General features: G+C 52.2%; 25 protein-coding genes. 13 read left to right on the top strand and 12 right to left on the bottom strand.

The annotated features are described in order from the left end of the window. Positions 1-73: 73 nt before the first annotated feature. From BN8_RS16875 to BN8_RS16855, 5 genes are all read left to right on the top strand, one after another. A complete protein-coding gene (locus BN8_RS16875; RefSeq protein WP_009283125.1) occupies positions 74-1,846 on the top strand; it encodes a hydroxysqualene dehydroxylase in 1,773 nt (590 codons plus the stop codon). Between the two features lie 39 nt (positions 1,847-1,885). Next, positions 1,886-3,325: a sensor histidine kinase gene (locus BN8_RS33800; RefSeq protein ID WP_009283124.1), complete on the top strand. Its 1,440-nt coding sequence runs from the start codon at positions 1,886-1,888 to the stop codon at positions 3,323-3,325. 64 nt (positions 3,326-3,389) lie between these two features. Beyond that, positions 3,390-4,754 carry a sensor histidine kinase gene (locus BN8_RS16865; RefSeq protein ID WP_009283123.1) on the top strand — a complete coding sequence of 455 codons (1,365 nt, stop codon included), beginning with the start codon at positions 3,390-3,392 and terminating at the stop codon, positions 4,752-4,754. A gap of 72 nt (positions 4,755-4,826) precedes the next feature. Next, positions 4,827-5,201 (top strand): response regulator, encoded by a 375-nt coding sequence (locus BN8_RS16860; RefSeq protein ID WP_009283122.1) that lies wholly within the window; start codon positions 4,827-4,829, stop codon positions 5,199-5,201. Next, positions 5,198-6,244 carry an adenylate/guanylate cyclase domain-containing protein gene (locus tag BN8_RS16855; protein WP_009283121.1) on the top strand — a complete coding sequence of 349 codons (1,047 nt, stop codon included), beginning with the start codon at positions 5,198-5,200 and terminating at the stop codon, positions 6,242-6,244. The genes BN8_RS16860 and BN8_RS16855 overlap by 4 nt, the downstream gene beginning before the upstream one ends. Positions 6,245-6,321: 77 nt before the next feature. On the opposite strand, the gene BN8_RS16850 is transcribed toward BN8_RS16855, so the two are convergent. The 7 genes from BN8_RS16850 to BN8_RS16820 form a co-directional block, all read right to left on the bottom strand. Further along, positions 6,322-7,587, bottom strand: coding sequence for a DEAD/DEAH box helicase (locus BN8_RS16850; RefSeq protein ID WP_009283119.1), 1,266 nt, complete (start codon positions 7,585-7,587; stop codon positions 6,322-6,324). Between the two features lie 62 nt (positions 7,588-7,649). Further along, on the bottom strand, positions 7,650-8,423 hold the full coding sequence (locus BN8_RS16845) for an SDR family NAD(P)-dependent oxidoreductase (RefSeq protein WP_009283118.1): 774 nt from the start codon (positions 8,421-8,423) through the stop codon (positions 7,650-7,652). Positions 8,424-8,491: 68 nt separating this feature from the next. Further along, complete coding sequence (locus tag BN8_RS16840; RefSeq protein ID WP_009283117.1) at positions 8,492-9,307, bottom strand: phytanoyl-CoA dioxygenase family protein; 816 nt, start codon at positions 9,305-9,307, stop codon at positions 8,492-8,494. Between the two features lie 539 nt (positions 9,308-9,846). After that, positions 9,847-10,536 (bottom strand): phosphatase PAP2-related protein, encoded by a 690-nt coding sequence (locus BN8_RS16835; protein WP_009283116.1) that lies wholly within the window; start codon positions 10,534-10,536, stop codon positions 9,847-9,849. Between the two features lie 57 nt (positions 10,537-10,593). Beyond that, complete coding sequence (locus BN8_RS16830) at positions 10,594-11,679, bottom strand: complex I subunit 1/NuoH family protein (protein WP_009283115.1); 1,086 nt, start codon at positions 11,677-11,679, stop codon at positions 10,594-10,596. 100 nt (positions 11,680-11,779) lie between these two features. Further along, on the bottom strand, positions 11,780-13,246 hold the full coding sequence (gene asnS / locus BN8_RS16825) for an asparagine--tRNA ligase (RefSeq protein WP_009283114.1): 1,467 nt from the start codon (positions 13,244-13,246) through the stop codon (positions 11,780-11,782). 206 nt (positions 13,247-13,452) lie between these two features. After that, positions 13,453-13,884 carry a hypothetical protein gene (locus BN8_RS16820; protein ID WP_009283113.1) on the bottom strand — a complete coding sequence of 144 codons (432 nt, stop codon included), beginning with the start codon at positions 13,882-13,884 and terminating at the stop codon, positions 13,453-13,455. Between the two features lie 186 nt (positions 13,885-14,070). On the opposite strand from BN8_RS16820, the gene BN8_RS16815 reads away from it, so the two are divergent. From BN8_RS16815 to BN8_RS16800, 4 genes are all read left to right on the top strand, one after another. After that, positions 14,071-14,574 (top strand): SixA phosphatase family protein, encoded by a 504-nt coding sequence (locus BN8_RS16815; RefSeq protein ID WP_009283112.1) that lies wholly within the window; start codon positions 14,071-14,073, stop codon positions 14,572-14,574. Position 14,575: 1 nt separating this feature from the next. Further along, complete coding sequence (locus tag BN8_RS16810) at positions 14,576-14,785, top strand: hypothetical protein (RefSeq protein WP_009283111.1); 210 nt, start codon at positions 14,576-14,578, stop codon at positions 14,783-14,785. Positions 14,786-14,790: 5 nt separating this feature from the next. After that, entirely contained in the window at positions 14,791-15,180 is a 390-nt protein-coding gene (gene gloA2 / locus BN8_RS16805) for an SMU1112c/YaeR family gloxylase I-like metalloprotein (RefSeq protein ID WP_009283110.1), read from the top strand. Positions 15,181-15,273: 93 nt separating this feature from the next. Next, positions 15,274-15,810, top strand: coding sequence for a DUF8685 domain-containing protein (locus BN8_RS16800; RefSeq protein ID WP_009283109.1), 537 nt, complete (start codon positions 15,274-15,276; stop codon positions 15,808-15,810). Between the two features lie 109 nt (positions 15,811-15,919). Here BN8_RS16800 and xerD read toward each other — a convergent pair whose 3' ends face one another. Continuing rightward, positions 15,920-16,843 carry a site-specific tyrosine recombinase XerD gene (xerD, locus tag BN8_RS16795; protein WP_009283108.1) on the bottom strand — a complete coding sequence of 308 codons (924 nt, stop codon included), beginning with the start codon at positions 16,841-16,843 and terminating at the stop codon, positions 15,920-15,922. Between the two features lie 81 nt (positions 16,844-16,924). Here xerD and aroQ point away from each other — a divergent pair, with 81 nt between their 5' ends. The 4 genes from aroQ (at position 16,925) to BN8_RS16775 (ending at position 19,611) form a co-directional block, all read left to right on the top strand. Next, positions 16,925-17,347, top strand: a complete 423-nt coding sequence (gene aroQ, locus BN8_RS16790) for a type II 3-dehydroquinate dehydratase (protein WP_009283107.1) — start codon at positions 16,925-16,927, stop codon at positions 17,345-17,347. Between the two features lie 7 nt (positions 17,348-17,354). Then, positions 17,355-18,371 (top strand): aminotransferase class V-fold PLP-dependent enzyme, encoded by a 1,017-nt coding sequence (locus BN8_RS16785; protein ID WP_009283106.1) that lies wholly within the window; start codon positions 17,355-17,357, stop codon positions 18,369-18,371. A gap of 35 nt (positions 18,372-18,406) precedes the next feature. Then, a complete protein-coding gene (locus BN8_RS16780) occupies positions 18,407-18,982 on the top strand; it encodes a MarC family protein (protein WP_009283105.1) in 576 nt (191 codons plus the stop codon). Positions 18,983-19,137: 155 nt separating this feature from the next. Further along, the gene (locus BN8_RS16775; RefSeq protein ID WP_009283104.1) at positions 19,138-19,611 is read left to right on the top strand and encodes a pyrophosphohydrolase domain-containing protein; all 474 of its coding nucleotides are present in this window, start codon (positions 19,138-19,140) and stop codon (positions 19,609-19,611) included. Positions 19,612-19,764: 153 nt separating this feature from the next. Here BN8_RS16775 and BN8_RS16770 read toward each other — a convergent pair whose 3' ends face one another. The 4 genes from BN8_RS16770 to BN8_RS16755 form a co-directional block, all read right to left on the bottom strand. After that, positions 19,765-20,718, bottom strand: a complete 954-nt coding sequence (locus BN8_RS16770; RefSeq protein ID WP_009283103.1) for an acetyl-CoA carboxylase carboxyltransferase subunit alpha — start codon at positions 20,716-20,718, stop codon at positions 19,765-19,767. A gap of 92 nt (positions 20,719-20,810) precedes the next feature. Further along, positions 20,811-22,232 (bottom strand): MBL fold metallo-hydrolase RNA specificity domain-containing protein, encoded by a 1,422-nt coding sequence (locus BN8_RS16765; RefSeq protein ID WP_009283102.1) that lies wholly within the window; start codon positions 22,230-22,232, stop codon positions 20,811-20,813. A gap of 91 nt (positions 22,233-22,323) precedes the next feature. Then, on the bottom strand, positions 22,324-23,745 hold the full coding sequence (locus BN8_RS16760) for a site-specific integrase (RefSeq protein WP_009283101.1): 1,422 nt from the start codon (positions 23,743-23,745) through the stop codon (positions 22,324-22,326). Positions 23,746-23,795: 50 nt separating this feature from the next. Beyond that, positions 23,796-24,701 (bottom strand): HNH endonuclease signature motif containing protein, encoded by a 906-nt coding sequence (locus BN8_RS16755; RefSeq protein WP_009283100.1) that lies wholly within the window; start codon positions 24,699-24,701, stop codon positions 23,796-23,798. Positions 24,702-24,814 lie beyond the last annotated feature (113 nt).

Below are 24,814 nucleotides of genomic sequence, written 5' to 3'. Positions count from 1 at the left end.
ATCCCGCAAATTTGGCAGACCGCTATCTATAAAGGCGTTTACTCACACTCGTTATTTCAACTAACCCTTATTCATGAACATAAAAGTAGCCGTGATCGGCGGTGGAGTGGCCGGCATGAGTGCTGCCCATGAGTTAATCGAGCGCGGCTTCGACGTAGCTGTGTATGAAAAACAGCCGGTATATGTCGGGGGTAAAGCCCGAAGCGTCGACGCCGAGCACACCGCTGAAGGGGGCCGAAAACCGTTGCCGGGCGAACACGGATTCCGGTTCTTTCCTGGATTCTACAAGCACATTACCGACACCATGAAACGCATTCCGTTTCCGGGTAATATCAACGGGGTTTTCGATAATCTGGTGCAGTCGGAGCGGGTTATGCTGGCTCGTTTTGGTAAGCCGCCCATCGTTAACACCGTTAACTTTCCAAAGAACCGGGCCGATCTACAGGTGCTGATCAACGCCGTTACGCACGCCGATACGGGGGTTACTGAAGCTGATAAGAAACTGTTTGCCAATAAGCTATGGCAGGTGATGTCGAGCAGCTATGACCGTCGGCAGCAGGAATACGAGCGAATCAGTTGGTGGCAGTTTATGGAGACCGATCAGGAAACGGATGGTCGTCAGCCCAGCCCGTATGAGGAATATTTTGTGGGTGGCCTGACGCATACGCTCGTGGCAGCTCAACCGAAACTGATGAGCACCAAAACCGGTGGAGACATGCTGCTGCAACTCCTGTTTCTGATGCTCAACCCGACCGGCCATGCCGACCGGGTGCTGAACGGTCCTACCAACGAAGCCTGGCTCTTCCCCTGGCTCGACTACCTGAAACAGAAGGGTGTCGCCTACTACCACCACCACGAAGCGACCGCCTTTCATTGCGACCGCGAAACCCGGTCTATCAAAGGCGTGATGGTAAAGGATACCCAGACCGGGGAGGAGAAGCTTATCAAAGCCGATTATTACATCTCGGCCGTTCCGTTGGAGCGTATGGCGAAGCTGGTGAATGACAGCATGATCGCGGTAGATACGGCGTTTGATTTCATCGACGATCTGGCCGCCAAACGGGCCAGGAGTCTTAACTGGATGAGCGGCATTCAATACTACCTGCGGGAAGATGTGCAATTGACGAAAGGCCACGTGATCTTCATCGATTCGCCCTGGGCCGTGACCGCCATCTCACAGCTTCAGTTCTGGAAGAATTTTGACATCCGTCAGTACGGTAACGGGGAGGTAAAAGGTATTCTGTCCGTCGACGTATCGGACTGGTTCTCCAAAGGACTGAACGGTAAATCTGCCTGCGACTGCTCCGTGGAGGAAATCATTGACGAGGTATGGAATCAGATGGAGAAAAGCCTGAACGTCGACGGACAGAAGGTACTGGACCGCTCCATGATCATTACAACCCATCTCGACTGCGATATCAGGGATAAGGAGATCGCGCCCCATGACTTCAAAACCCGTAATGCCGAGCCCCTGCTGGTCAATACACCCAACTCGTGGAGCAAACGCCCGGAAGCCTACTCAAACATCAAAAATTTCTTTCTGGCCGCCGATTACGTCCGTACGCATACCGATCTGGCAACGATGGAAGGAGCTAATGAAGCGGCCCGGCGGGCTGTGAATGGAATCATTACGGCCAGCGGGGCGAACGTAGAGTTATGCAACATCTGGCCGCTTCATGAGCCGAATATTCTGGCTGTGCTGCGCTGGCTCGACCGGCGTCGGTACGAACGGGGGCTGCCCTGGACCAACGAAGTACCCTGGCTGTTTGGGCTGCTGCACGAAATAGTGTATTTGTTTCATAAACTGACGGGGTTCCGTCGGGCATCAAAACCAGTTCGGGTTTAGAAAAGGGTGCTGCTGGTGGATTTGTCAAAGCTATCTACGATGCTACATAACGTTACGAACTACTTTTTTCCTCCCGACTTCACCGGTAGCAACGACGAGTACCGCCAGGCTCGCATCATCGTCAACACATCGTTGCTGACGAGTTTGTTTTCCCTTAACTACGTACTGATCAGTTGGTCGATGAACTATTGGCCGGGCGTTTATTCGATGCTGATCGATTTCGTCATTGTGCTGGTGCTGCCGCTTTTTTTCAAGTGGAAGCTGCTGAGCTACCGGATGGTTGGGTATGCTTTCATTGCGTCTTCCTTCAGCGCCGTTTTTTTTAATTGCCTGGCAACGGGGGCTTACTACTCACCAATTATGGCCTGGCTGGTTGCGTATCCGATCGTTGGAACCTTCCTGCTCGGACGCCGGGGCGGCATTATTTTTACCGTAGCGTCGCTGGCCGGATTGATGGTACTGTGGTGGCTGGAGAGCCGGCAGGTCGTGCTAACCAATTTTATTGTGCCCGATTACCAGCTTCTGTTCAGCCTGAATGTGACGGTTGGCCTGATGCTTATTCAACTGATGATTGCCCTGGTTTTTTACAGCATAAACCAGCACAGCCTCAGGCTGGTCGCCGAAAAAAACCAGTTACTGTCAGAGCGGACGGGCGAACTTCAGCAGTCGCTGGACAATTTGCAGAAAACCCAGACCCAGTTGATTCAGGCCGAAAAAATGGCGTCGCTGGGGGAGCTAACGGCCGGCATTGCCCATGAAATTCAGAATCCGCTCAACTTTGTCAATAACTTTTCGGAAGTAAGTGTTGAACTGATCGACGAACTAAAGGAAGATCTGGAGCAGAAGCTGAACGGCACAACAGATAACTACCTCATTGAGGTTCTGAGTGATCTGACCCTGAACCTGCAAAAGATTACCTACCACGGTAAGCGGGCCGACTCTATCGTTAAGGCCATGCTTGAACACAGCAGACTATCGACCGGAGAGAAACAACCAATCGACCTGAACGCCCTGGCCGACGAGTATTTTCGATTGGCTTACCACGGGCTTCGGGCCAAGGATAAGTCGTTCAACGCAGAGTTAATTACTGATTTCGATGAGAAGCTGGACAAGGTGGAGGTGGTGCCGCAGGACATAGGTCGGGTACTGCTCAACCTGTTTAACAACGCCTTTTACGCCACGCAACAGAAACGTAGCCAGCAGGGCATTGGCTATCAGCCGCTGGTTCGGGTCAGCACCTGCCTCAAAAACGGCAAGGTTGAATTGCGGATAAAAGACAACGGGACGGGTATTCCGACGGAGATCGTAAATAAAATCTACCAGCCGTTTTTTACCACCAAGCCAACAGGCGAGGGCACGGGCCTGGGGCTATCGCTGAGCTACGACATTGTTACAAAAGGGCATAATGGCGAGATGGCCGTACAGACCGAAGCCAATCAATTCACCGAGATGATTGTACGACTACCGATAAAAAATTAATTTGTCTGCCAGTTAAGCAAGTACGCCACCATTAACCTACTGTAACGGGCTTAGCGGTAACAACATGTCAATAGGCTCTTTTCTGATTGCATTTTTTCTGATCCGACACCTGCGCAAGTTTGCCCAGAATGCCGGACTACCACCCATGTGGGAGCAAATCCTGCTACGGGCTCAGTACGTGGCCATTGGGCTGATGGTTGTTGATGCCGTATTCGATAAAGAGCAATTGTCGAAATGGGCATGGCACCTGTTTCTGCTTGGTTTGCTGTGGCTTATTTACCCACGGTCCGAATTTCGGCCCACCCGAAATTTCGTTTCTGCCGTATTACCCTTGGTACTGATCAACATTGTCGTTGATTTTACGGAGCTGGTTGCCTCCACATTTGCCAGGCAGTATAACAACTACTTCGAGATGGCGCAAATACTGGCGTTCGGCTGGGTCATTGCAGCCTGGGTCAGTACGCAACGCCAGCAGAAAGCCCTCGAAAAAGAACGGCAGAAACGCCTGGAGGAAGAAGAACGCAACCGGCTCATTGCCGCTCAGAATACCCAGCTCGAAAGCATGGTTGCCGAACGTACGGCTGAGCTGGTACGTCAGAAAGAGGAATTGGAAGAAACCCTGACCGAACTGCGGGCTACGCAGGCCCAGTTGATCCAGCAGGAGAAGATGGCGTCGCTGGGGGAACTGACGGCCGGTATCGCCCACGAGATCCAGAATCCGTTGAACTTCGTCAACAACTTCGCCGAGGTATCGGTCGAACTGTGTCAGGAACTTAACGAAGAACTGGCCAAAGTTGACTTACCCGAATCAGACCGCGACTATGTTGGGGGCATCATCAGCGATCTGGTGCAGAATCAGCAGAAAATCGCTCATCATGGCAAGCGCGCCGACAGTATTGTGAAAGGCATGCTGCAACACTCCCGCGCGGGGTCGGGGCGGAAAGAACCGACCGACCTCAACGCACTGGCCGACGAGTACCTGCGACTGGCTTACCACGGTCTGCGCGCCAAAGACAAAAACTTCAATGCCAGCCTGATTACAAACCTCAGCGAGCAGGTGGGCAAGGTCGACGTACTGCCGCAGGATATGGGCCGGGTGCTGCTGAATCTGTTCACCAATGCCTTCTACGCCGTTCAGCAGAAACAAAAACTCAATGGGGATGCCCAATACCAGCCAACCGTAACGGTCAGCACCAAACGGTGCGATGAAGAAGTAGAAATTCGGGTGCGAGACAACGGAGTTGGTATTCCGGAGTCCGTGAGATCGAAAATTTTTCAACCTTTTTTTACCACCAAACCCACCGGCGAAGGTACTGGGCTGGGCTTATCCCTGGCTTTTGACATCATCACGAAAGGACACGGCGGAACAATGGAGGTCGAAACAGAAGAAGGTAAAGGCACTGAATTTATTATTCGCGTACCGGTTTAAGTAGACTTTCCCGTAGAATTGTAGTGGCAAGACCGGAAAGCTGTCGTATTTTTAACCTTTTAGCACCACTTCATGAAAATTCTAGTCGTTGACGACGAAACGGACGTACAGACGTTATTTGAGCAGCGGTTCCGGCGGGAAGTACGTTCCGGCGAAATGCAACTGGCTTTCTGTTACTCCGGCGAGCAGGCCGTTGATTACTTAACGGCTCATCACTCAGAAATCGTTCTGATCCTGTCTGATATCAACATGCCAGGCATGAGTGGATTTGAGCTTCTGCGGCACATTCGGACTACGTATCCAATTCCTCCGCCGACCGTACTGATGGTGACGGCTTATGGCGATGATCAGTCCCGGCAGCAGGCGATTTCGCTCGGGGCCAATGATTTATTGTCCAAACCGCTCGACTTTCAGGCGCTCAAAGAAAAACTTAAAAGCGTGGTATGAAGGCAAAAATTCTGGTAGTTGATGATGAAACCGACCTCGAACTGCTCATCAAACAAAAGTTCAGACGTCAGATCCGCGAGAAACAATACGAATTCATATTCGCCCACGAAGGAGCCGAAGCGCTTCGACTTCTTCAGCAACATCCTGATACCGACGTAGTACTCAGCGATATTAATATGCCGGGGATGGATGGCCTTACCCTGCTGGTGAAACTCAACGAAACGAACCCCGTGCTGAAGGCCGTGATCGTATCGGCCTACGGCGACATGGATAACATCCGGATGGCCATGAACCGGGGGGCGTTTGATTTCGTGACCAAGCCGGTCAACTTCGACGATCTGGAGGTGACCATGCAGAAGACCATTCAGCATGTAGCCCAGCTCCGTCAGACCTTGCAGGCGATCAAGGAGAATAACATCCTGCGTATGTACGTCGACGAGAGTGTGCTGACGTTTATGAGCCGGGTGGAATTTGAACAGTCGCTGACCGCCAGCGAAACCATCGAGGCTACGGTTGCCTTCTTCGACATCTGTGGCTTTACGTCCATCTCGGAGCGCGAACCGGCCGATACGGTCGTTAAGCTGCTCAATAATTACTTCGACGTGATGGTGAAGGAGATTATCGCGCAGGGGGGCTACGTTGATAAGTTCATCGGCGATGCCGTGATGGCCGTTTTTCAGGACGAATACCACCTCGACCGCGCCATTGAAGCTGCGCTGGCCGTTCGCACGCAGGTAGCCGCTATCGAGGGCAGTTTGCCCAGTAAACCCGATTACCGGCCCCAGGTTGCGATTGGCATCAATACCGGCGAGATGGTATCGGGGAATATCGGCTCGGCTACGTTGCGTCGACTCGATTATACGGTCATCGGGGATACGGTCAACATGGCTCAGCGGCTCCAGACCGTTGCCAGGCCGGGCCAGATCGTTATCACTGAATCCGCTCAGGAAATTGTTAAAGAATCATTCAACTGTGTCCTGATCGGGGAAGTAAACCTGAAGAATAAAGCGGCTCCGGTCGTTATCTACGACGTAGTAGGATAGCCTACCTCCCGGCCAGACCGACCACTATGGTGTCGGCCTGGCCGGGACGTAGCAATTATAAAGGGACTGGCTCAGCTTTAGTTCGGCCGTTTGAATCGATTTCGGTTACTGGTACGTCGGTTTGAACCGTTTGCTGGTCCTGGCCGCCCAGAAACAGGTTTGTTCACGACTTTCGGAGCTGGAGTCGCTACCGCAGCCGCGGCTGAATCCAATGGATAAGGATGGTCATTGACCACCGGTACGTGCTTACCGATCAGTTTGTGAATGTCTTTCAGGTAAGCGGTTTCTTCTGCATCGCAGAATGACAGAGCGATGCCATTGTGACCGGCGCGGCCAGTCCGGCCAATGCGGTGAACGTAGGTTTCCGGTACGTTCGGTAGTTCATAGTTAATCACGTGCGACAACTCCTCTACGTCGATGCCCCGGGCAGCAATGTCCGTCGCGACCAGCACGCGGGTTTGCCGCGACTTGAAATTACTCAGGGCGCGTTGCCGGGCATTCTGCGATTTGTTGCCGTGAATGGCTTCTGCCTTGATACCAGCTTTCACCAGGTCTTTGGCAACCTTGTCAGCGCCGTGTTTCGTGCGGGCAAAAACCAGCGCCGATGCAATGCGCTTGTCATTCAGGACATGCACCAGCAGTTTGCGCTTGTCGTTTTTATCTACAAAATACACCGACTGCTGAATGGTATCGGCCGTGGAGGAAACCGGCGTCACTTCTACCTTAACCGGCTTATTCAGGATGGAATCGGCCAGTTTCGCTACGTCGGGTGGCATCGTTGCCGAGAAAAACAGCGATTGTCGCTGCGTAGGCAGTTTAACAATCACTTTCTTGACGTCGTGAATAAAACCCATGTCGAGCATCCGGTCGGCCTCGTCGAGCACAAACAGATCGATGTTACGCAGGGAAATGAATCCCTGGTTCATCAAATCGAGCAGGCGCCCCGGTGTGGCAATCAGCACATCGATACCCGATTTAAGCGCGTTGACTTGTGCGTGCTGCGAAACACCACCGAAGATCACTGTATGACGAACGTTGAGGTGGCGGCCATAAGCCGCAAAGCTCTCGCCGATCTGAATGGCTAATTCGCGGGTGGGCGTAAGAATGAGCGCCCGAATGCGTCGCGGACCTTGTTGTTGCTTACGGTCTTCGTGCAGCAACTGAAGGATAGGGATGGCAAAGGCAGCCGTCTTACCGGTGCCCGTCTGAGCACAGCCAAGCAGGTCCCGGCGGCTTAGCAGGGGCGGTATGGCTTGCTCCTGTATGGGGGTTGGATTCGTATAACCTTCTTCGGAGAGGGCTGTCAGAATGGGTGAAATCAGGGGTAATTCAGAAAATAACATGCGTATGAGATAAGTACTCTGCTTGCATTACAACGGCATCGGTGCAAATAAAGTGCCGCATGTTATTCGTAGATGCTTCCCGCGGTTCGCTCAACAAACCCTTTTGGCAGGAGCCAGGCTGCAAATGCCCCCAGTTTATTGATAAAACCGGTTATCACCTCCGCTTTTCCAGCCAGGGTAGCGTCAACAGCCATGCGGGCTACATCGGCTGGGGTCATGTGAACTTGCTGGGCAGCTTTTCGGCCTTTTTCACCAATCTGAGCCCGGTTGACGAATTCTGTGTCGGTTGCACCGGGCGAAATACACGTAACGGAAACTGATGTTCGGCGGAGTTCCTGCCGCAGGCCCCGGCTAAAACTAACGACAAACGCTTTCGAGGCTGCGTAGACACTCAACAGGGGCACAGCCTGGTAGGCCGCTGAACTACCAATGTTCAGAATGTAGGCGCGGGGCTGCTGCTTAAGCTGTGGCAGAAATAACCGGCACAATTGCACCAGGGCCGTCATGTTGACGGTCATCATGTCGGCATGTTCAGCGTCCGTATAGCTGTCGAATGAGCCGCTCAGGCCGTAGCCTGCGTTGTTGACCAATAGCTGAACCGTGTAGGAGCGCTCGCTACACCAGTCGAAAATCTGCTGGGCAGCGCCGGACGTAGCCAGATCAACGGAGAGAAAATCAGCCTGAACGCCGTAGGTAGCCGTTAGGCGTTGCGCCAGTTGCTGGAGCAGGGATGCCGACCGGGCAATGAGCAGGACGTTGTATTTCCGACGGGCAAGCTCTTCGGCAATGGACAGACCAATGCCTTTGCTGGCTCCCGTGATAAGCGCGTAGGGCATGGAAGGATAGTTTTCGGTTTACTGTTTTCGGTTCGTACTTCTACCGAAAACAGTAAACCGAAAACACGTTAAATGTTAACTTTAGAAATAAAGCGGTGGTAGAACGGCGTTTTGCTGTTCTCATCCTTGGGCATATATTTACCCGTCACGACCGGCACGTACATGACCCGACGGCGGCTTGCCTCCCCAAAATAGGGCGATTGTTGCGCCCGGTGCCACAAACGCCCATCATGAACGGTCAGGTCGCCGGCGTTGATATCAAAACCAACTTCGTCCTTGTCGGGGTTGTTATCAACAAAATACCGTTTGCGGAACAGCATCCGGAATAAGCCCTGCTTGTGCGTACCCGGAATTACCCGCAGGCCACCGCTTTCGAACGGCGTCGAATTCAGGTGAATACCAACGTTCAGCATGGGCATAATGCGCTGACCCAGGAAGATGTCGCGTGGGCTATCGGTGTGCCAGCCCATTTGCGAAAATTTGCTGTTAGGTGTCCGAACGTAGTGATTCAGGATCAACCCATCTTTTTCGATCTCGCCAATACGACCTTCGTAGGGGTGCAATAGGTCAACCACAGTCTGAAGGCGAGGGTCCTGCAGGAACTCGTGTAAGGCATCGCTGTACTGCGACAGAAAGCACATTCGCTGGATAAGCTTGTCGCCTGCTTCATCCTGACCAAATTTCAGGGGGACGCCATTCACCTTATCACGACCTTCGGCTAACCACTGTTTTTCAATTCGGTCAACTTCCCTAATGAATAACTGAACCGTTTCGGGATTAATGAAATTGCGGAAAATAATGACGCCATGCCTATTAAAAAAATCACGTTGGTCGGGCGTTAGTGATTCTCCTAAAGTAAAATGCGGGCAGTTTAATTTTCTCATACTGGTTATCGGTGGTCGGACCGTTGTGCGGACCAACAGCCCGGCAATAAGCTGAATGATTGAAAGAATTGGTTACTAATGGGCTGCGCCAAATCTACTAAAATTAGGCTGTTTGCTCCATCTAGCAGGCTTTTAATTAATGGTACTTTAATCAGATGGCTTTCTTGCGGTACGAGGCTGTTTCTTCATGTGGTTTTGTTTTAAGGAATTGTTAACTAACTGCGCTGCGGACTCTGCCAATTCGTTCGACATTCACAATGTACCCATCCGTACCATAGGCGGAACGGATGTTGTGCGAAATACAATTTTTAATAGAACTGACAAAGAAAAGCGGCTGGATACAAATGAGCCTATCTTTTTCGTAAACGGTCTTAATAACTTTTAAAAAACTACAACTCCCACAGAATTTAAGATCTGCTGGCATGTTCGATCGTTTGTATTTGTTAAGCGAATGTTACGTACTAACTAATCCTGCTTTCTTCGTCTACTCGAAAAGATTGTCAAATGTAGATTTAAAAACAGGGAGAATAGCCGGCTTCTTACGTTGCAGTTGAATTTTTTGGTGACTGAACCGGTACGCCATTGTACCACTTTGATAACGCTATGCGTTTCGCTATCCGGTAGAACAGATACGTCAGCAAGGGGGCTGCCAGCACATCGACGGTATAGTGTATATGTTGTATCAACAGCAAAAGGCCAACCGCAAATGAACCGGCCAAAGCAAACAACTTGTCACCTCGCCGGCGCAGGCATAAAAACATCAGAAAAATTGTGGAGGTATGCCCCGAGTAGAACAGGTCTTTGGTGATGAACGTCCGGCCGTAGAACGCGTTGCTGAGCGGATCGATAAGCGGAATTAGGCCCTCCGGCGGATTCAGTGGAACCAGACTGATGCTTACCATGCGCGACAGGCTGACTACGACGTAACTGTAAACGAAGGTCATGAAAATGACCGGGCTGTGCCGGGCCCGAATCAACAGCAGAAAACCCGTTGACCAGATAATCAGGAAGATTGGCAGGGACATGTCCCGGGCGGGCAGTTGACTAAGTACCCAATCGTTCAGGACGGGGCCGGTATGCTGCTCAATGGACTGAAAAAAGAAAGGAAAGGCAATCAGTAAAAGCACCAAAGCGACGATGCCTATGACCAGTTTTTTGCGGAAAGCCGCCGATTGCCGGGCTACCCGCCAGGCTATATCCTCTTTTTCACCAGGATGTAGAATCCCCATTTTGTACCTAAAAAAGACCGTAAAGGTACTAATTTGTTTTAGGGAGACAAACTGGAATCAGGACACCATCAGCAGCCGCCAGACCCCCGATAGCAACAACAGCAGTAAGCCGGCCGGGGTTAAAACTTTCCAGCAGAGGAACATCATCTGATCGACCCGAACCCGTGGGAATGTCCAGCGGACCCACATCTGGAGCAAAACCGCAAAAAGTGCTTTCGATAGCAGCCAGAAAACGCCCGTTACGTAGCCCCAGACGGTTCCGGGTTCGCCACTGGTCCAGTCGGCCAGGCGGATAGGACCCAGATTGGGCAGGGGCGTGTTCCAGCTGCCGAGGAACAGGATGGCCCCCAGAAACGATACCAACAGCATCATACCGTATTCGGAGAGGTACAGCAGAGCGAAGCGCATGCCGGAATACTCGGTATGATAGCCGGCCACGATTTCTGATTCGCCTTCGGGGAGGTCGAACGGAGCGCGGTTAGACTCGGCCAGTGTGCAGATGAAAAAGATGACGTATGCTACCAGCAGGAACGGATTGCGTAGAATGTTCCAGCTAAAAATGCCACCCCATTCGGTTACCTCGATACCAAGCGCCTGAATGCCAAACAGGTAGTTAGGCTCGTAGGTGTAGATACCCTGCTGAAAGCTGATTTCCTGTAGGTTGAGCGTCTGGCAGATCATGACGGCGCATAAAATGGTCAGCCCGAGCGGAATCTCGTAGGAGATGATCTGGGCAACCGATCGCATCGCCCCGAACAGCGAATACTTGTTGTTTGACCCCCAGCCGGCCATCAGAATGCCAACTACGTCGAACGAAACGACCGCCATCAGGTAGAAAACGCCCACTGCAGCGCCGGAACCCTGCAAATCGGGTGATAAGGGCAACACGGCAAAGCCCGCAAACACGGAGGCAAAAATGACAGCAGGAGCCAGCAAAAACAGGCGTCGGTCGGCGGCTGTCGGAACGATGTCCTCTTTCTGAAGCAGCTTCAGCAGGTCGGCAAATAACTGGAGCAAACCGTATTTACCTACTTCCATCGGTCCCAGACGGTCCTGTATAAACGCCGATACTTTGCGCTCGAGGTATACCCCCACGACCACAAAGCCGGGAACCATTGCCAGGAAAATGAGCAGAGGAATCATGCGGTCTACCGATGGTCGGTTTACGGTTTTCAGGATACGGTACTCAATTTTCGGGAGAAGGCGGGTGCCAGCCACCGAAAACCGAATACCGTATATCCTGTTAGAATTCGGCGGATTTCGGAGCCCGCGGGAACGGAATAACGTCGCGGATGTTACCCATGCCGGTCACGAACTGAACCAGCCGTTCGAAGCCAAGACCAAACCCGGCGTGAGGGGCTGAGCCGAACCGGCGCGTATCAAGGTACCACCAGAGGGCTTCAGGCTCAATACCTACTTCGTTCATCCGGGCAACGAGTTTGTCGAAGTCGTCTTCCCGCTGGGAGCCGCCGATGATTTCGCCGATTCCCGGGAACAGTACGTCCATCGCCCGGACGGTCGGGCCGAAAACCTCGCCCCGGCTGTTGGTTGCGGGAGCGTTGTCCTGCTTCATGTAGAACGCCTTGATCGCGCGGGGGTAGTTGGTCAGAATCACCGGTTTTTTGAAATGGCGCTCTACCAGATACCGTTCATGCTCCGATTGAAGGTCGATGCCCCACGTCACTTCGTACTGAAACTGCCCTTTTTTGGCCGGTTTTGAGTTGATCAGGATGTCGACGGCTTCGGTATAGGTCAGTCGTTCAAACTGGTTATCAACCACAAACCGTAGTTTTTCGATCAGGCTCAGTTCGCTCTGTTCTTCTTTCTTTTTAGTCTTCTCCTCCTCTTTCAGTCGGTTGTCCAGGAAGGCCAGGTCGTCGGCGCAGTGGTCGAGGGCGTAGCGAATAACGCTCCTGACAAAATCCTCGGCCAGGTTCATGTTGTCTTCCAGTTCATGGAAAGCCATTTCCGGCTCGATCATCCAGAACTCGGCGAGGTGGCGGGTGGTATTGGAGTTCTCCGCCCGGAACGTCGGCCCAAAAGTGTAAATTTTGCCTAATGCCAGCGCCCCCAGTTCGCCTTCCAACTGACCCGATACGGTCAGGTTGGTTTCGCGCCCGAAGAAATCCTCACTATAGTCGACTTTACCATCGTCGGTACGGGGTGGGTTCAGGGGGTCGAGGGTCGTCACGCGGAACATTTCCCCGGCACCTTCTGCATCGGAGGCCGTGATGATGGGGGTGTTGAGGTAATAAAACCCGTTGTCGTTAAAATACTTGTGAACGGCAAAAGCCAGCGCATGCCGAACGCGCAGTATTGCACTGAACGTGTTGGTGCGAGGGCGCAGGTGAGCGATCTCCCGCAGAAACTCCAGGGAGTGGCGCTTGGGCTGCAGCGGATATTTATCCGGGTCAGCGGGGCCATAGACCGTTACGTCATTGATCTTGACCTCTACATTCTGGCCGGAGCCGATGGATTCGACGAGCTGACCCGTTATGGCCACACAGGCACCGGTCGTGATCTGTCTGAGCAGATCGTCCGGCAACTGGCCGGCTTCGGCAACAGCCTGAATGGTATTGATGGTAGAGCCGTCGTTGATGGCGATAAAAACGGCGTTTTTGCTTTCGCGCTTGGTGCGGACCCAGCCTTTGACGGTCACGTCTGTGCCTGGGGTAGCTTGAAGAAGTTGCTGTATCGGTAAATAACTCATGCCAACTGGCTACCGGATGGTTTTGGTGGGGCAAAGGTACAAAAGTGCTTGGAATCGTCGAGATAGTTGCGAAATGTGCCGGGTATTTGTTTAACCCTTCCTTCGACAAAACAGCCCTTTTCGACGTATATACATAAATTGCATCATAGGGTGGCAAACCCCACTGTTTGTCTAATCCCAGCTTCCTGAAACTTAAACACGTCGGGTTACCAGGTCAGGTCCCTTGACCAGTTTTCGCGGTTCAGCGCGTTGGTTAGGTACTTAAATTCTGCCGGGCGCATCTCCAGCCGTATTTTGAGTGGAAATGATATCTCCCAATCCCACCAGGCTGGCTCAGGTTGTAAGTAGTAATCCAGTTCGAGCCGAATAGTATCGTCGTGTTCGGGATTCCTGACGCGCCGGACCAGCCGAATGGGATCGGTAAAATGCAACGGCTCCTCCGAGTTGGAAGTTAGCCACTGCTGAAGCTGAAGAATGTCTTTCTGAGGCAACTGAGTGCTGAAACGAAGGCGTGGATGTGGCTGATGAACGTCATGCAATGGCTGACGCTGCGGCCAAACCGTTGCGTTTAGCCAGACCGTTTCACCCTCGAACGTAAGTCCGAACGATAATGTACAATTTTCACCTTGAAATCGCATAGCTCCGCGCGCACTCCAACAGCCGCTTAGTATTTATACTTAGTAAGTAGTTGAATCATCAAAATAAACCATCTTTTACAAATACTGTTTTGTTCAAAGGGTGTTTCACTATCCTTCAACAAGTCATTAGATTTGCAATCTTTTTAGGATATGGTCCATTTATGGGCTACAAATTAAGCGAATTTCATGCAACGAACACTCTACATCGTTCGTCACGCCAAGGCGGAAGACCGGGCTAGCTTTCAGCGGGATCATGACCGTGAGTTAATACCCGAGGGAATAATTGCGGCTGCCCGCATCGGACGGTATTTAAAAGAGCGCTCGGTTCGGGCCGATTGTATCGTTAGCAGCACAGCCCCCCGCGCCCGCGATACGGCACGGGTCGTTGCCGAGCAGATTGGTTACGACGTTGACCAGATTCGTCAGGACCCGGATCTTTTCGATGGTGGCCCAAAGGCGTATCTGGCCGCGGTGAATGCCCTGCCCGATACGTGCACGACGGCCTTTATCGTGGGGCACAATCCCGACGTGTCGTATTTTGCGGAGTTCCTGACGCATCAGAACGTGGGGTCCATGAGCAAAGGTGCCGTAGTGGCGGTGCGCTTCGAGGATCTGAACTGGGCGGAAGTCTCGGGGCGAACGGGCCACATTGATTTTCAGATGGCTCCCAAACAATTAAGTAACGAGTAGTATGAACCGTAACCGACGTATATTCATCATTGTCTTCATCGTCTTTACGACCATCGTAGCGCTGTTTGCCATCGACATGGCCCGCCGGACAACCGCCCCCTGGAACCGGCGTAAACAGGTCGAACGAGCGCTGCCGGGCGAGGGCCCGGTCACCGAAGTCGACGGAACTCAGGTGGATACGCTCGCGGCTGATACGATCTCTGTTCCCTGATCCATATGCTTACTTTATCCGCCATTCACCACATTGCCATTATTTGTTCGGATTATGCCGTTTCGAAGCGGTTCTATACTGAGGTTCTTGGCCTAACGGTTTTGCAGGAGGTGTACCGGGCTGAACGGCAATCCTATAAACTGGATCTGGCTGTTAACGATCGTTATCAGATAGAGCTGTTCTCTTTTCCTGATCCACCGAAACGCCCGTCGCGGCCCGAAGCCGTCGGACTACGTCATCTGGCCTTCGCCGTTGCAGACCTGGATGCCGCTGTAGCGCATTTGACCGGTCATGCCGTCATTACGGAGCCGATCCGGGTTGATGTGCATACGGGTCGGCGCTTCACCTTCTTCGCCGATCCCGACGGCCTGCCCCTCGAACTATATGAGCAGTAGACAAACGTACCTGGCAGCGTAAATTACGGGCAGCGGGCAGAATCTGGCACGGGGTTTGTTTTACCTGCAACGAACCCTACTAAGAACAACAGCATGACGACCCTCCTGGGCATTGGCTCACGCGTCCACCACGCCGACTTTGGCGATGGGGTGGTGATCAACGTAAAATCAACCGGCTACGTCGTTACGTTCATTCAGCACGGCGTAAAAGTTCTCAAATTCGATTCGCCCCTCAATGTGCTCGATCTGATTGAGCACGACAGCGATCAGGTCAGCCTGTTCGATGTAGAGCAAACCTTGTCGCGGGTGTTGCAGCGGTGGGTTGATCAGACAGAGGTGGTGCCGCTGGGCGACAAGTGGAAAGGCGGTAAGCTGATCCTGAAACCGGGCCGAACTGACCTGGCCGCGAAAGAAATACCCATCGATACGTTCTTTCACAAGATCGTAATGGTACGAGACCGGCTCCGGGTACTCGAACAACGGGTCAATGCCAGCCCGCTCGACGATGAAGAGAAGATAAATATCCAGCAATACATCACCCGCATTTACGGAAGCCTGACTTCCTTCAACCTGCTTTTCAAGCATACCGAGCATCAGTTCGTCGGCGAAAAATCAATGGCCGACGCGTAGTACCGATACCATGTGGTTTTGGGTTAGTAAAGTGGATTAATAGTCCCCGCCGTCGGCTGATGGCGGGGACTTTTTTTGACAGCAGGGCATGGGGCCACAAAAGGTATACTCAGCCATTAGCCCTATACCCTTTACTCACTGCCCGCGGGTGAAACTCACGCAGCGTTTGCTTCAGATAGTCGCGGTCGAGGTGGGTGTAGATTTCGGTAGTCGTGATCGACTCATGACCCAGCATCTGCTGAACGGCCCGCAGGTCGGCACCGCCCTCGATCAGGTGCGTCGCGAACGAGTGCCGGAACGTATGCGGACTGATGTTCTTCTGAATACCGGCTTCGTCGGCAACCCGCTTAATGGTCGTGAACACCGAAATACGTGACAATCCCCCTCCGCGCAGGTTCAGAAACACCAGATCCTCGGCCCCTTTCTGAATGTCGAGCTGGCTACGTACATGATCGACGTAAATCCGGGTGTAATGCATGGCGTCCTGTCCAATCGGGACCAGTCGGACTTTATTGCCTTTGCCCAGAATCCGGATGAATCCCGCGTCGAAATAGCAGTTGGTCAGCCGCAGGTCGAGAAGTTCGGATACACGCAGCCCGGAACTATACAGCACTTCGAGCATGGCCCGGTCGCGGGTGCCGCCGGGTGTCGACAGGTCGATAACGGCCAGCATGGCTTCAATTTCCGGAAAACTCAACGTATCGGGGAGTTTGCGGCCCAATTTGGGTGCTTCCAGGAGCTTGGTCGGATCGTGGTCAATAAGGCCTTCGAGCAGGAGGTATTTGAAAAATGATTTTAGTCCCGACAGCATCCGGGCCTGGCTGTGAGCCGATAGCCCGAGTTCGCCCAGATAGGCCAGGAAATTCATCAACTGCTTTTCCGATACCTGCATGGGCGATAGGGCAGGATCAGTCAGCAGGATGTATTCGTGGAGTTTTTCAGCATCGTGCAGGTACGCTTCAACCGAGTTTTCGGACAGCGACCGTTCGAGCGTAAGGTAGTTCTTAAAGGCGTTTATATAACTTTGCCACACAGTCGGTTTTCGGTAAATGGGTTTCGAAATACGATTTACGGGGCTGTTCAATCACCGAAAACAGGAAACGACGGACCCAACATGAAAAAGATTCTGATCATCAACGGCCCCAATCTTAATTTACTGGGGAAACGCGAACCGGCGATTTACGGCAGCCAATCGTTTCTGGATTATCTCAAAACGATCGAAAGTCAGTTTCCCGACGTGCAACTACGCTATTTTCAGTCAAACCACGAGGGCGAACTGCTGGATAAAATTCACGAACTGGGCTTCGACATCGACGGCATCGTCATCAACGCCGGGGCGCTAACCCACACGTCAATCGCCCTGGCCGATGCTCTGGGGGCCGTGACGGCACCGGCCGTAGAGGTTCATATCTCGAATGTTCACGCCCGCGAGTCGTTCCGGCATCACAGCTACCTGTCGGCCAAGTGCAAAGGCGTTATTGTGGGCCTGGGCCTGACCGGCTACGAACTGGCTATTCGGTACCTTTTAACGCTGTAGCAACGGTATGATTACGTTCTATCCAGGACCGTCCAAAGTGTACCCGCAGGTAGCTCAGTATGCTCAGGAGGCTGTGCAGCAGGGTATTGTGAGCCTGAATCACCGGAGCGTGGGCTTTATGGACGTAGTAAAAGAAACCATCCGGCTGCTGCACGAAAAACTTGCCATTCCGGCCGACTACCACGTAGCGCTCGTGTCGTCGGCGACGGAGTGCTGGGAGATCGTCGCGCAGTCGCTGACGGCCACCACCAGCCTGCATCCCTACGGTGGGGCGTTCGGAAAGAAATGGATGGAATACGCTCACCGGATCAAACCAATGATCGAGCCGGGGCTAGCCGATACGTTATGCGTGGTGCAGAACGAAACCTCCAACGGTACGCAGGTGCGGATGGATACGCTGGCGGGCTTTCGTCGCGATTTTACGGGATTGATTGCCGTAGATGCGGTATCGTCGATGGCCGGACTTGCCTTCGACTGGACGCTGGCCGATGTCTGGTTTGCATCGGTGCAGAAATGCTTTGGACTGCCCGCCGGGCTGGCTGTGCTGGTTTACTCGCCTGATGCCCTGAAACGCGCTGAGATCATCGGCGAAAACGACCACTACAATAGTCTGCTGTTCATCCACGAGAATTTTGCCAAATTTCAGACGCCTTACACGCCCAATGGCCTGGGGATCTACCTGCTGATGCGGGTGCTGGAGCAGGTACCGCCGATTACCGAGGTAGACGCACGAATCCGCCAACAAGCAGCTGACTGGTACGCGTTTATTGAACAGGAACTTACCGATTCGCCCTGGAAACTGCTCATTCAGGACCCGGCCCTGCGCTCCGACACGGTCATTGCCGTGGCCGGAAGCGAAGCCGACATCAAAGCGGTGAAAGCGGCTGCTCAGCAGGCAGGCATCACCCTCGGCAATGGCTACGGCGACTGGAAAACCACTACGTTCCGCATTGCTAACTTCCCGGCTATTGACGAGGAAGAACGGGAACAACTGAAAACGTTTTTACGTACCTACCGAGCCTGAACAGCCAGAATAGCCGTATTTTGTTCAGTCATTGTATGCTCAGTTTCAAAGAAATAATATCCGTTACGCTGATTCTTTTTTCGGTCATCGATGTAGTCGGTTCCTTACCGGTCATCATCGATTTGCGCAAAAAAGTAGGACAGATTGAGTCTGAACAGGCCACCATCGTGTCGGGTGTGCTGATGGTGTCGTTCCTGTTTGTCGGGGAGCGAATTCTGAGTTTGTTTGGCGTGGACGTCTCATCGTTTGCCGTGGCCGGGGCGCTCATTATTTTTCTACTTGGATTAGAGATGATCCTAGGCCGCACGATTTTTAAATCGGAGGTGGAAACGGGTGGAGCCGCTCATATTGTCCCGATTGCGTTTCCGCTGATTGCCGGAGCCGGTACACTCACCACCATCATTTCGCTTCGGGCCGAGTACCAGACCATCAATATTCTGATAGGTATTCTGATTAACCTGATTCTGATTTACGCTGTACTGAAGTCATCGGCCTGGCTCGGTCGGCGCATCGGTCCCGGCGGGCTTGATGTACTACGAAAGGTATTCGGAATCATTCTGCTGGCCATTGCCATTAAGCTCCTGAAAAGCAATCTGATCGCCGATTTCTAATACTAATTCAAAATGGCTTTCACCCGAAGCCCCTAGAGGGGCTTGGGGTGAAACGTATTCCTAAAGAGAAACTGGTACAAGCAAATCCCTACGTCGGAAGGCTTTGTTTAGAGCTTCAGGAAACGGAGATTTGCACGAAGAAAACAAGATACCCTATGCAATCCCCCGATTCACTCAATCAGGTAGCCGAATTTCATCGTACGTTCCATGCGCCCGTGCTGGACACCCCTCAGATTCCGTCCGAAGCCCGGTGTCGGCTGCGTGTAGCGCTGCTGGCCGAAGAACTGGATGAGTTTAAGGAAGCTATTGAAGCCGGCGATATTGTCGCGGTGGCCGACGCACTTTGTGATCTGCAATACGTACTGTCGGGGGCGGTGCTTGAATTTGGCCTGGGCGACAAATTTAAAGCGTTGTTCGACGAAGTGCAGCGGTCAAACATGAGCAAAGCCTGCCTGACGGTTGACGAAGCCGAAGCGACCGTTGCGCATTACCGCAGCCAGGGCGTGGATTGCCACTACATCGAATCAGACGGCCGGTACCTGGTATACCGCGATGCCGATCACAAAACGCTCAAGAACATCAATTACTCACCGGCCGATCTGGAGAGTGTGTTGAACCAGCCAGTCTAATAATATTCGGATAATGTAATGTATTACCCCCAACTCCCTGGAGGGGGATATGGAAAAACAGGTTATAGTAATCTAAGTGGGAGACTAAAACGAGTGCGGCCGGGAAGAGTTGAACAAGTCGATTCTTCCCGGCCGCACTCATGTTCATTTCATTTACTCCACGACGACCCCCATCGAGCAGAATTTGTCGATCCGCTGTTCGATTCGCTCGTCGGTATCCAGGGCGTTCAGTTCCGCCAGGTTTTGCAGGATAACGTCCTTAAGATGACTGGCCATGGCACTGTGGTCGGTATGAGCGCCACCCAGCGGTTCGTCGATGATGCCATCCACCAGGTTGAAGGTTGTCATATCCTTGGCCGTCAGTTTCAGGGCTTCGGCGGCTTGTTCTTTGAAGTTCCAGCTCCGCCATAGAATAGACGAGCAGGACTCCGGTGAAATCACCGAATACCAGGTATTTTCGAGCATGAATACCCGGTCGCCGATGGCAATGCCGAGCGCCCCACCCGATGCACCCTCGCCGATAATGATGCAGATCACCGGCACTTTCAGCATGAACATCTCTTTCAGATTGCGGGCAATCGCTTCGCCCTGACCCCGCTCTTCGGCTTCCAGACCCGGGAAGGCCCCCGGCGTATCGATCAGCGTGATAATGGGTTTATTAAACTTCTCGGCCAGTTTCATCAACCGCAGGGCTTTACGATAACCCTCAGGGTTTGACATACCAAAATTACGATGTTGCCGCTGCTTGGTATTACGACCCTTCTGCTGACCGATGATCATGACCGTCTGGCCGTCCAGTTCGCAGAAACCACCGATCATGGCCGGATCGTCGCGGACGGTACGGTCGCCGTGCAGTTCAATAAACTGGTTGCACATCAACGAAATGTAATCGAGCGTGTAGGGGCGGTCTGGATGGCGAGACAGTTGAACACGCTGCCAGCGGGTCAGGTTCTGAAAAATTTCCCGACGCAGCTTTTCGATGCTTTGCTCCAGGACGGCAACCGCTTCACTAACGTCGACGTTGCTGCTCTCGGCTAGTTTCTTCGTTTCTTCTAACCTCGATTCAAGGTCGGCGATGGGCTTTTCAAAATCAAGATATGTTCTCATAAAAAGGGAGAAGGGAGGAGAGGAGGAAAGGAGAAAGGGAACGGAGCAGTTGACCCCTTTCCTCCTTTCTTCCTTTTCTCCTTCCCTCCTTGTTACAATTCATACGTTTGACCGCGACGGGGTATTTCTACCTGCGGGTAACCGGCTTCGGCGAGCGTATCTTTGAAAGCTTCCATGCTCTCGAACTCACCATGCACTAAAAATAGGCGTCTCAGGGTTTCGGGCGACTGCATCTGAACAAATTGCATCAGATCGTTCCGGTCGCCGTGCCCACTGAACACATCCGTACGTTCGATGTTGGCCATAACCGGATGTTCCTTGCCTTTGATCGTGAGCGTCGACTGACCATTGAGCAGCCGCCAGCCCAGCGTTCCTTCGGCGCAGTAGCCGATGATCAGAATCGTTGAATACGGGTTGCTGATGTTGGCCGCTACGTGGTACTCGACCCGACCGCCCTGCACCATCCCCGACGACGAGATGATGATGCACGGTTCCCCGTAGTTCGATACCGCTTTACTGGCTTTCGACGACTCAAGGAATTCAAAATTCTGAAAATCAAAAAGAGCCTCATTTTCCTCGTAGAACTCCTTGGCTTCCGTGTTCATCAGCCGGATATTCTGCATATAGATCTTTGTACTCTCGTAGGCCATAGGGCTGTCGGAGAAGACCTTAATGGGCGGAAAATTACGCTCATTATACAGCCGGTTCAGCGTGTACAGTAGGGCCTGCGTCCGGCCGACACTGAACGAAGGTATGATCAGGCGACCCGGAATATCGATACACGTCCGCTGAATGACATCGGCCAGCGCATCCATCGGCGACATTTTGTGTTCGTGGAGCCGGTTACCGTACGTACTTTCGCAGATCAGGTAATCGACCTGAGGCACCGGGGCCGGATCGACCAGCAGCGGGTAGTTGCGCCGGCCGATATCGCCCGAAAAGCACAGACTTTTACGCTCGCCATTATCGATAACGTTAATCACAATGTGCGCAGCGCCGAGCAGGTGCCCCGCCGGAATGAACGTCACGTCGATCCCATCGGCTACTTTGAACCGCCGGTTAAACGCAATCGGCACGACGTTGGTCATGGCTTCCCGCACCTGTTTTTCGAGGTACAAGTCCTTCATCATCTGCGCCTGCCGGTCCCTGACGCGCTGCTTTTTGCTGGCGTTGAGTTCGTTGATTCGCTTTTGATTCAGCGTGGCCGCATCCCGGAGCAGTACCTCCGTGAGGGCGTATGTCGGTTCGGTACAAAGAATCTGGCCTTCGTAGCCTTCCCGGTACAGGTTAGGCAGGTTACCCGAGTGGTCGACGTGGGCATGGGTCAGTAAGACGAGATTAATACTGGAAGCCTCAAAAGGGAAAAATCCAGTATGCGGTGTAATTGGGGGAGTCTGGCCATTCGATCGCTCCAGATCCGACCCACAATCGATCAGGATGCGATAATCATCTACCTCCAGCAGGAACATACTGCCTGTTACCTGCCGGGCGGCCCCCAGAAATGATAATTTCATGCGTACAGCTTACAATTCTGCGTTGGTTCGAAGTGTCGTATTGGTTTTATTAACACAAGTTTGGTGGCATGAATTCTGTAAGTTTGCAATATTACGCATTTACGACCGATTGACGGTCATCTACCTGCAAATCTGCGTTATCGTCCCCGTCGCGAATCTCGTCTGCAACCCCTTCTCCGGCACCATCCTCCATAGTTGTTTTCCTATTGTTTTCCTGACTTTCCCGCTTGAAATGCTGCACAACGCTATCCACCGCGGCCTGATCGAGTGACTCCATGTAGTCGCGGGTTGTCCGCGGATCAGAGTGGCCCAGCGTCATCTGAATGGTAATTAAATCAACGTGTTTGCGACGCAGCAGATCCGCAAAAGAATGCCGCATGACGTGGGGCGTTATTTTTTTGCCCAGTCCGATGGCCGTACCCAGGGTTTTGATCTGGTGGTAGAGCCGGCTGGTAGCCCGGGCGATTTCTTTGATCTGCTGCTGGGGATTGAGCTTATCAATATTGACCAGCAGATACGGAAACAGGACGTCTCCCGGTTTTTTAAGCGTCCCGTCGGGGCGGTTCAGATACGGCTGAAGGAGACTAATCGCTTCGTCTGGTAGCAGAACGTTACGCTCTTTCTGGGCTTTACCCGACAGGTATTTGATGCGATGTTCCCCGTCCTCGACGACGTAGTTGGACCGCCTGAGTTGAACCAGATCCGCCAGGCGAATGCCCTGCATGTAGTACATCAACAGCGCCATCGGCCGGGCATGTTCGCGGGGCGTCACCACCCGCGCCGGTTTTTTGGACGGACTGCGTTCTGCCGTGGCCAGCTTATCGATATCATCTTCCCGAAGTCGACTGACGATCTTGCGTTTCACGCTAATGGTAACGCCTTTGAAGGGGTATTTGGTGTGCGCAATCAATTCGTCGTCCATGGCTTCGCGTACGACCTTACGCAGACACGTCAGGTTATTGGAAACCGTATTGACAGCATATCTGGATTCCAGCCAGGCACGATACTCCAGTACCAGCGCTTTGGTCAGACCGCTGACGGGAAGCTTTGTTCGTTTGGTACTGGTTAGGAATTCGGTCAGGATGGCCAGCGCCCGTTCGTACAGCCCACAGGTCCGGTGTTTCTGCAAACTGTTGCCCGCTAGTTTCCGGCGCTGATCGATGTGAGCCGCGTAATACTCCAGCAGTAAATCTGGCTTACCGCCGTGTTTGAGCTGACTGATCACGTGGTCACTGGTGAAATCGCCCGACTTCTCTAGCTCACCGATGATTTTTTCAGCTCGTTTGAACGTATCCCGAATGCGCTGGTTGTAAGCTCCCTGATCCGGATGCGAACCCCGTACCCAGTTGGCTTTCTGATCGTCTCCGTTTGGGTTAAACTGCTTGGCGGTTACCCAGATCGACAGCCCGAAGTAGCGAGGCTTGCGGTCACGGGTAACCCGGAGCCGGATCTTGTGCAGACCCGCTTCGTTGGCATCGGGTTCAAGAACGACTTTCAGCGTGGTGGAGCCCATTAGGAATATTATTTGCTGAGCATTTGAAATTGAGGTATCCTGGCTTTGATTTATAATTGAATGAAGGGTGGGGGTAAACGCCTTCGTTTCTCAATGTTTTCTTTTAAAGTCTTAAAAAAAAACTCTTTCTTATGTGCTTTGTATTCTACAATGGTCTTGTCGTACCATTCATCAATATTATCTAACCCTGCTCCTATAAATGAACGTCCAAATGGAGGTACCGGCTGCATCTGCATGCTTTGAATAGAAGGTTTGGCATTTATGTATGCGTTGTAATACACCATTCCTACGAAAGATACATGGGTCGGACCAAAACTCAATTGGTCCTTGGACACATCAAAATGATGCCCTTTGTACCATAAATGACCTTTTAACTCAACTGGCTTTGAACTGGCATCAATTGATAATGAAATGGTACGTGATTTTTCCCGAATAGTTAATTTGTTTATCCCAAATTCAATATCCCATGCCATTGGGTCTCCGGATATCCATTCGTTATCCTCAATTATGGCAAGTAGATTATCTGCGTTATCATATAAGTTGACCGAAAGAAGTATACGGCCTTCATTGTCTAACTTTACTGATACCAGTGGGTAATCTTCTATATAAAGTCCAGTATTTTCCCCTACAAAAAAATTCTGACCCATATTTATAATTATCACCTTTTCAGGCGTGTAGAGCACCCCTTCGGCATACCCTTGTCTTATGTTATAAGGATTTTTTTTTGCCTCTCTCTGAACGGAGACGCTTAGCGCATAGGCTGAGGCAAGTCTATGATGAAAAGGACAAAGCAACATCATATCATCTGGGTTATGATGTTTCTTTTTACCAAACTCAATTATATGGTGGTAATCATAAATTGGGATACCGCAAATGCAGCACCCAAATCCAGCTTCTTGCCGAAGATGACGTTTTACTGAATCAGGAGGTTCTCTATTGGGTTCTTGATTGAGCATATGATTTAGATCGAGAAAGGTTTAAAACGTAGTGGATCTCATTTGCCTTGAAAAAAATGATAATCACCTTTTACAATCTGGTATTTTAGCGGTAGCACTGGACTAGTTAAGTC

The sequence above is a fragment of the Fibrisoma limi BUZ 3 genome (genome assembly GCF_000296815.2).
GTDB lineage: Bacteria > Bacteroidota > Bacteroidia > Cytophagales > Spirosomataceae > Fibrisoma > Fibrisoma limi.
This window is presented reverse-complemented; position numbering and strand designations above follow the sequence as displayed.

Coding starts and splice junctions, on each gene's coding strand:
- BN8_RS16875 (WP_009283125.1), top strand. CDS start 74: ATGAACATAAAAGTAGCCGTGATCGGCGGTGGAGTGGCCGGCATGAGT.
- BN8_RS33800 (WP_009283124.1), top strand. CDS start 1,886: ATGCTACATAACGTTACGAACTACTTTTTTCCTCCCGACTTCACCGGT.
- BN8_RS16865 (WP_009283123.1), top strand. CDS start 3,390: ATGTCAATAGGCTCTTTTCTGATTGCATTTTTTCTGATCCGACACCTG.
- BN8_RS16860 (WP_009283122.1), top strand. CDS start 4,827: ATGAAAATTCTAGTCGTTGACGACGAAACGGACGTACAGACGTTATTT.
- BN8_RS16855 (WP_009283121.1), top strand. CDS start 5,198: ATGAAGGCAAAAATTCTGGTAGTTGATGATGAAACCGACCTCGAACTG.
- BN8_RS16850 (WP_009283119.1), bottom strand. CDS start 7,587: ATGTTATTTTCTGAATTACCCCTGATTTCACCCATTCTGACAGCCCTC.
- BN8_RS16845 (WP_009283118.1), bottom strand. CDS start 8,423: ATGCCCTACGCGCTTATCACGGGAGCCAGCAAAGGCATTGGTCTGTCC.
- BN8_RS16840 (WP_009283117.1), bottom strand. CDS start 9,307: ATGAGAAAATTAAACTGCCCGCATTTTACTTTAGGAGAATCACTAACG.
- BN8_RS16835 (WP_009283116.1), bottom strand. CDS start 10,536: ATGGGGATTCTACATCCTGGTGAAAAAGAGGATATAGCCTGGCGGGTA.
- BN8_RS16830 (WP_009283115.1), bottom strand. CDS start 11,679: ATGATTCCTCTGCTCATTTTCCTGGCAATGGTTCCCGGCTTTGTGGTC.
- asnS (WP_009283114.1), bottom strand. CDS start 13,246: ATGAGTTATTTACCGATACAGCAACTTCTTCAAGCTACCCCAGGCACA.
- BN8_RS16820 (WP_009283113.1), bottom strand. CDS start 13,884: ATGCGATTTCAAGGTGAAAATTGTACATTATCGTTCGGACTTACGTTC.
- BN8_RS16815 (WP_009283112.1), top strand. CDS start 14,071: ATGCAACGAACACTCTACATCGTTCGTCACGCCAAGGCGGAAGACCGG.
- BN8_RS16810 (WP_009283111.1), top strand. CDS start 14,576: ATGAACCGTAACCGACGTATATTCATCATTGTCTTCATCGTCTTTACG.
- gloA2 (WP_009283110.1), top strand. CDS start 14,791: ATGCTTACTTTATCCGCCATTCACCACATTGCCATTATTTGTTCGGAT.
- BN8_RS16800 (WP_009283109.1), top strand. CDS start 15,274: ATGACGACCCTCCTGGGCATTGGCTCACGCGTCCACCACGCCGACTTT.
- aroQ (WP_009283107.1), top strand. CDS start 16,925: ATGAAAAAGATTCTGATCATCAACGGCCCCAATCTTAATTTACTGGGG.
- BN8_RS16785 (WP_009283106.1), top strand. CDS start 17,355: ATGATTACGTTCTATCCAGGACCGTCCAAAGTGTACCCGCAGGTAGCT.
- BN8_RS16780 (WP_009283105.1), top strand. CDS start 18,407: ATGCTCAGTTTCAAAGAAATAATATCCGTTACGCTGATTCTTTTTTCG.
- BN8_RS16775 (WP_009283104.1), top strand. CDS start 19,138: ATGCAATCCCCCGATTCACTCAATCAGGTAGCCGAATTTCATCGTACG.
- BN8_RS16770 (WP_009283103.1), bottom strand. CDS start 20,718: ATGAGAACATATCTTGATTTTGAAAAGCCCATCGCCGACCTTGAATCG.
- BN8_RS16765 (WP_009283102.1), bottom strand. CDS start 22,232: ATGAAATTATCATTTCTGGGGGCCGCCCGGCAGGTAACAGGCAGTATG.
- BN8_RS16760 (WP_009283101.1), bottom strand. CDS start 23,745: ATGGGCTCCACCACGCTGAAAGTCGTTCTTGAACCCGATGCCAACGAA.
- BN8_RS16755 (WP_009283100.1), bottom strand. CDS start 24,701: ATGCTCAATCAAGAACCCAATAGAGAACCTCCTGATTCAGTAAAACGT.